The sequence below is a fragment of the Oerskovia sp. NPDC056781 genome (assembly GCF_042789955.1).
In the GTDB taxonomy this organism is placed as follows: Bacteria; Actinomycetota; Actinomycetes; order Actinomycetales; family Cellulomonadaceae; genus Oerskovia; species Oerskovia rustica.
In genome coordinates, this window is sequence record NZ_JBHUAD010000229.1 from 1 (window position 1) to 6,079 (window position 6,079).

General features: G+C 75.1%; 4 protein-coding genes and 1 pseudogene. 3 read left to right on the forward strand and 2 right to left on the reverse strand.

All coding sequences use genetic code 11. The features are described 5' to 3' along the window. Window positions 1-46: 46 nt before the first annotated feature. Window positions 47-238 carry a 50S ribosomal protein L28 gene (rpmB, locus tag ACFRCR_RS15795; RefSeq protein ID WP_030150850.1) on the reverse strand — a complete coding sequence of 64 codons (192 nt, stop codon included), beginning with the start codon at window positions 236-238 and terminating at the stop codon, window positions 47-49. A 293-nt stretch (window positions 239-531) separates the two neighbouring features. Here rpmB and ACFRCR_RS15800 point away from each other — a divergent pair, with 293 nt between their 5' ends. From ACFRCR_RS15800 to rsmD, 3 genes are all read left to right on the forward strand, one after another. Beyond that, the gene (locus ACFRCR_RS15800; protein ID WP_377678829.1) at window positions 532-2,274 is read left to right on the forward strand and encodes a DAK2 domain-containing protein; all 1,743 of its coding nucleotides are present in this window, start codon (window positions 532-534) and stop codon (window positions 2,272-2,274) included. Next, window positions 2,271-4,646, forward strand: a complete 2,376-nt coding sequence (locus tag ACFRCR_RS15805) for an ATP-dependent DNA helicase RecG (RefSeq protein ID WP_377678831.1) — start codon at window positions 2,271-2,273, stop codon at window positions 4,644-4,646. The genes ACFRCR_RS15800 and ACFRCR_RS15805 overlap by 4 nt, the downstream gene beginning before the upstream one ends. Window positions 4,647-4,762: 116 nt before the next feature. Next, window positions 4,763-5,347 carry a 16S rRNA (guanine(966)-N(2))-methyltransferase RsmD gene (rsmD, locus tag ACFRCR_RS15810; protein WP_377678832.1) on the forward strand — a complete coding sequence of 195 codons (585 nt, stop codon included), beginning with the start codon at window positions 4,763-4,765 and terminating at the stop codon, window positions 5,345-5,347. A gap of 32 nt (window positions 5,348-5,379) precedes the next feature. Here rsmD and ACFRCR_RS15815 read toward each other — a convergent pair. After that, window positions 5,380-6,079 (reverse strand): annotated as a pseudogene (locus tag ACFRCR_RS15815) (hypothetical protein); the annotation flags it as partial.

The window sequence follows — 6,079 nt, forward strand, 5'->3', positions numbered from 1 at the left end:
CGCCAGGACGAGTCCTGGCGGGCTTTCGGCGAACGAGCGGGAAGGCTCAGACGTGACGGACGACCTTGCCGGCCTTCAGGCACGAGGTGCACACGTTGAGACGCTTCGGGGTACCCGAGACGATCGCACGGACGCGCTGGATGTTCGGGTTCCAGCGACGCTTCGTACGGATGTGCGAGTGCGAGATGCTGTGCCCGAAGCTCGGGCCCTTGCCGCAGACTTCGCAGTTGGCAGCCACGATTTCTCCTGATCGTCGTGCACGCCTCCGCGAAAGGACAGCGGCGACGTAGTGAATGGTCTGTGGGGTGAACGCTCCGAACCAGCACACAGGCCGGGGAACGTCCGTGGTCGCCCGGATCTGTCCGGGCAACCTCCATAGGGTAGCCGATGGCCACCCTCCACCCCAAACCGACCCGAGAGCGTGCATGGTGCAGCGCGCAGGGCGGACTACGGTGGTCCGGTAAGTATCGCAGGCTCTGCGGGGGTTCGGCACCCCCGCGCGCCCGACCCCGACGAAGGAGCCCCACGAGCGTGACGGACGGCACGGAGCACATCGAGCCCGCGGTGGTGCGGGCGTGGGTGGCGGAGACGGTCCGGACGCTGGGCGAGGCCAGGGCGCGCATCGACCGCGCGAACGTGTTCCCGGTGGCAGACGCCGACACGGGGACCAACCTGTTCCTGACCGTCACCGAGGGGGCGCGCGCCGTGGGCGAGGTGCCCGACGGCGAGCCCGTCGACACCCTGCTGCTCGCCTTCGCGCGGGGTGCGCTGATCGGGGCCCGCGGCAACTCGGGCGTGATCCTCAGCGAGTTCCTGCGCGGGTTCGCCGGGGCGACCACCGTGGCCGACGAGCCCGTCGGGTCCCTGCGGGTCGCGACGCGTCTCGAGGCGGCGGCCCGCTCGTCCTACGCGGCCGTCGCGGTCCCGGTCCCGGGCACGATCCTCACGGCGGCCGACGGAGCCGCCGTCGCCGGGCGCCTCGCGGCGGACGCCGGGGCCGACCTGAGCGGCGTCGTGCTCGCGGCGCGCACGGGGGCGCACGAGGCCATGCTGCGCAGCCCCCGAGAGCTCGACGTCCTGTCCCGCGCGGGCGTGCTCGATGCCGGGGCGTTCGGGCTCGTGCTGGTCCTCGACGCGCTGTGCCGGGCCTTGGGAGTCGCCGCCGGGGCCGCCGGGACCGACGACGTCGCGACCGACGGCGACGTGCGCCTCGGCCCGGACGGCTCCCTGTCGGTGGCCGACGGCACCATGGCCCCCATGACGAGAGGACGCACCCGTGGCGGCGACGTGACCGATGTCACGGCGAGCCCGGCCGTGCAGGGGAGCGACGCCGTCGGGCCGGTGACCGGTACGGTGCCCGAGCACGCGCCCGTCGGGATCGACGGCGAGTTCGAGGTCATGCTCGTGGTCGACGGCACAGACGGCACAGACGGCACAGACGGCACAGGCACCCCGGCTCCGTCGTCGTCCCTCGCCGACGCGCTGCGCGCGGCCCTCGCACAGGTCGGCGACTCGGTCGTGGTCGTGGGGGAGGGCGTCTGGCAGGCCCACGTGCACACCGACGACCCCGCGCGCGCCGTGCAGGCCGCCAGGACCGCGGCCGGCGACGCCCGCCTGCGCCAGGTGTGCGTCCGGCACCTCGCGACCCAGGTCGCGGCGCGCGGCCTGCACGGGCACGTGGTCTCGACGCCGGGCGAGGTGCCCGAGCACGGCGTCGTCGCGATCACGTCGGCCCCCGGCCTCGTGCCGGACCTGGCCCGCAGCGGGGCCGTCGTCCTCCTCGCGACCGACCAGGCGCCGACGCCGGGCGAGGTGCTGCGCGTGGCCGTGGACACCGGCGCGCGCCGCGTCGCCGTCCTGCCCGGGAGCGAGGCCGCGGCCGACGTGGCCCGCGCGGCCGGCAGGCTCGTCGGCGCGGGCGCCGGCGACCTGCGGGGCATCGAGGTGCTCGACGCTCCTACCGACCTGCACGTCGTGGCCGCGCTCGCCGCAGCGACCCTGGGCTCCGTCGACGACGTCGTCCCCCTCATGCGGGAGACCCTCGACGACGTCCGGGCCGTCCAGGTCCCCGCGGACGGAGCGCTCGTGCGACCCGCGCTCGAAGGCCTCCTCCGCGCCGACGACGAGGTGCTGACCGTCCTGCCGGGGCGACAGGTCGACCCCGTCGTGATCGACGTCGTCGCGGCCATCGCCCGCCAGCGCGTCCCGGGCATCGAGGTCGTCGTCCTCGACTCGGGGCGCGACCACGCCGACCTCGAACTGGGAGCAGAATGAGCATCGACCCTCGTGCCGCCGCCCCCGCGACGGACGCGGACCACCTGACCGGCACGCGGCGCCTCGCGGGCGACCTGGTGATCGGGCCCGTCGACCGTTTCGCCGAGCCCTTGACCAAGGTGCTCGGCCCACGCTCGGCGGGCGCTCTCGCCAAGCTGGGACTCGAGACCACGGGCGACCTGCTGGGCCACTACCCGCGCCGCTACGGCGACCCGGGCAAGCTCACCGACCTCGGCGGCCTGGTGCTGGGCGAGCACGTCACGATCATGGCCCGGGTCGTCCAGGCCACCGTGCGGGCCATGCGCTCACGCGGAGGCGCCATGCTCCAGGCCGAGGTGACCGACGGCGTCCACCGCCTCTCCCTGACGTTCTTCGCGAAGGGCACCGGTGCACTGCGCACCCACGAGAGCCGTCTCCAGCCCGGCCGCACGGGCCTGTTCACGGGCGTCGTGAGCGCCTACCGCGGGGCTCGCCAGCTCACGCACCCGGACTACCTCGTCATCGGGGTCGACGCCGACGACGAGGAGGCCGCCCTCGTCGAGGCGCGGCGCCCCATCCCGCTCTACCCGGCGAGCGCCTCGATCCCGAGCTGGCGCATCCAGAAGGCCGTCCGACAGGTCCTCGACCCGCTGACCGAGGACGAGGTGCCCGACCCGCTGCCGCCCGCCGTGCGCGAGGCCCGGGGCTTCGGGTCCCGGCACGCGGCGCTCAAGGACGTCCACGAACCCTTCGACACGCGCCAGTGGCAGCACGGGCGGGACCGGCTGCGCTACGAGGAGGCGTTCGTCCTGCAGGCTGCGCTCGCCCAGCGGCGCGCGCGGGCCGAGGCCGAGGAGGCCACGGCGCGGCCGCTGCGCGCACCGGGCGAGCCCAGCGCGCTCGCGGACTTCGACGCGTCGCTGCCGTTCACGCTCACGGCGGGGCAGCGCGAGATCGGCGAGGAGATCTCCGGCGAGCTCGCGCTCTCGCGGCCCATGCAGCGCCTGCTCCAGGGAGAGGTCGGCTCGGGGAAGACGGTCGTCGCGCTGCGCGCGATGCTCCAGGTGGTCGACGCCGGAGGGCAGGCCGCGCTCCTGGCTCCCACCGAGGTGCTCGCCTCGCAGCACGCCCGCACCCTGCGGACCCTGCTGGGACCTCTCGCGGAGGAGGGCATGCTGGGCGGGGCCGACCACGGCACGCGCGTGGCGCTCCTCACGGGGTCGATGGGAGCCGCGGCCAAGAAGGGCGCGCTGCTCGACGCAGCGAGCGGCCGGGCGGGGATCGTCGTCGGGACCCACGCGCTGCTGAGCGAGAACGTGCAGTTCGCGGACCTCGGCCTCGTCGTGGTCGACGAGCAGCACCGTTTCGGCGTCGAGCAGCGCGACGCGCTGCGCGCCAAGGCCCGCACCAGCCCGCACCTGCTCGTCATGACCGCGACCCCCATCCCGCGCACGGTCGCGATGACCGTGTTCGGCGACCTCGAGACGTCGTCGCTCACCGAGATCCCGGCCGGCCGCGCCGGCATCACGACGCACGTGGTCCCCGCGGACAACGAGGCCTGGATGGACCGGACGTGGCAGCGCGTGCGCGAGGAGGTCGACGCCGGCCACCGCGCCTACGTGGTGTGCGCGCGGATCCACCCCGACGAACCTGCGGCGGGCTCGGGCGCCGCCGACGGAGAGGGCGCCGCCGCGAAGAGGAAGACCCGGACCGACGACTTCGACGAGGTGCCCGACTTCCTCGACCTGGACGGACAGGGCGCCGGGTCGGACCGACCACCGCTGCGCGCCGTGCTCGAGGTCGCCGAGGAGCTCGCGAGCGTGCCGGCCCTGCGCGGGCTCGTCGTCGGGGTCCTGCACGGGCAGATGGCCCCCGCGGACAAGGAGAAGGTCATGGCCGACTTCGCGTCCGGGACCGTCCAGGTGCTGGTCTCCACGACCGTGGTCGAGGTCGGCGTGGACGTCCCCGAGGCCACCGTCATGGTCGTGTTCGACGCCGACCGCTTCGGCCTCTCGCAGCTTCACCAGCTCCGCGGGCGCGTGGGCCGCGGGTCCGCACCGGGACTGTGCCTGCTCGTCTCGACCGTCGAGCCCGGGACCCCCGCGGCCGTGCGCGTCGAGACCATGGCCGAGACGACGGACGGGTTCCGGCTCGCGACCGTGGACCTCGAGCTGCGCAGCGAGGGCGACGTGCTGGGCGCGGCCCAGTCCGGCAGGGCGAGCTCGCTGCGGCTGCTGCGCGTCGTCAAGGACGTCGCGGTGATCGAGCAGGCGCGCGCCGACGCCGCGGAGGTCGTCGCCGCCGACCCGGACCTCGAGCAGCACCCCGAGCTGCGGGCCGCGATCGCGAGCCAGCTCGACCCCGAGCGCGAGGAGTTCCTGGAACGCGCGTGACGGTTCTGCCGACCAGGGGTGACGCGCTGGCCCGCCGGGGGTGACGGTCGTGCCCGCTGAGGGTGACGCCGTCCAGGCGGCGCGGGCGTGCCAGAGCGTCCGTCTAGGCTGTCCGCATGACGAGGATCGTGGCCGGGACGGTCGGTGGACGCAGCCTGCAGGTGCCCCCCAAGGGGACGCGGCCCACGAGCGACCGGGTACGCGAGGCGATCTTCTCGCGGCTCGAGCACTACGGGGTCCTCGACGGCGCCTACGTCCTGGACCTGTACGCAGGGTCCGGCGCCCTGGGCCTCGAGGCGGCCTCGCGCGGTGCGCAGCGAGTCGTGCTCGTGGACGCGGCCCGCGTCGCGGCAGAGGTCTGCCGGGCCAACGTGAAGACTCTCGGCCTGACGAACGTGCAGGTCGTGCAGGACAAGGCCGAGAAGTTCGTGCAGTCGCCCCCGTCGACCACGTGGGACGTCGTCTTCATCGACCCGCCCTACGACGTGTCGGAGACCGTCGTCGCCGAGCTCCTGCGCCAGCTCGCGCAGGCCTCGGCGCTCGTCGAGGACGCGGTCGTCGTGGTCGAGCGCTCGACGCGCAGCCCCGAGCCGACGTGGCCGACCGGGTGGGAGCTGCTCGCCCGCAAGGACTACGGCGAGACCGCGGTGTACTACGCGGGCCCCGCGACGGCCGAGGAGCCGCAGGCCGACGCCTCCTGAGGCCCGCAGGAGACGGCCGGGCCCGGACGGGGTCAGCCCGCCGGTGCGCGCAGCGACGACCCGTCGAGCAGCCCCACGGGCACGCGGTCCAGCTCGTCCACGCCGAGCAGTGCGACCCGGTCGCCCGACACCGCGTCGAGCAGGGCGCGGGTCGGGGCGTCGTCGGCCAAGGATCCCTCGCTGGCCTCGAAGTACTCCCGCAGGAACGTGCGCAGCGGCGCGGCGGGGACGCTCGTCGCCCCCGGGTCCTCGGTCGCGAGCGTCATGAGCAGCAGCGCCGGGACCCGCTCGGCCCCCGGCTCGTTGCCGGGCTGGAAGTACGGCACCGCGAGCACGCGCCCTCCGTGGCGGGCGTAGAACCGCAGCCGAGCCTCGGGGTCGCCGTGCGCCTCGCTCGCGGCATGGAACTGCGGATGCTCGACCTCGCCGAGCACCATGACCGGGCGCAGGTCCTTCAGCCACGCGGCGACCGCGGCCCCGAGCAGCGCGGCACCGATGCCACCTCCGCGGCGGCCCGGGGCGATCGCCAGGTACTGCACCAGCAGGACGCGCGCCTCGGCCGACCAGGACCCGACGACGCCCGCCACCACGCGACCGGTCGGCTCCGGGCCGGTCCCACCCGTCGCGGTGCTCACCTCGCCGTGGCCGTCCGAGACGGTGCTCGCCCCGGCCGCCCCGGCCGCCCCGGCCGCCCCGGCCGGCCCGGCCCCCGGCCGGTCCGGCCCCGTGCCC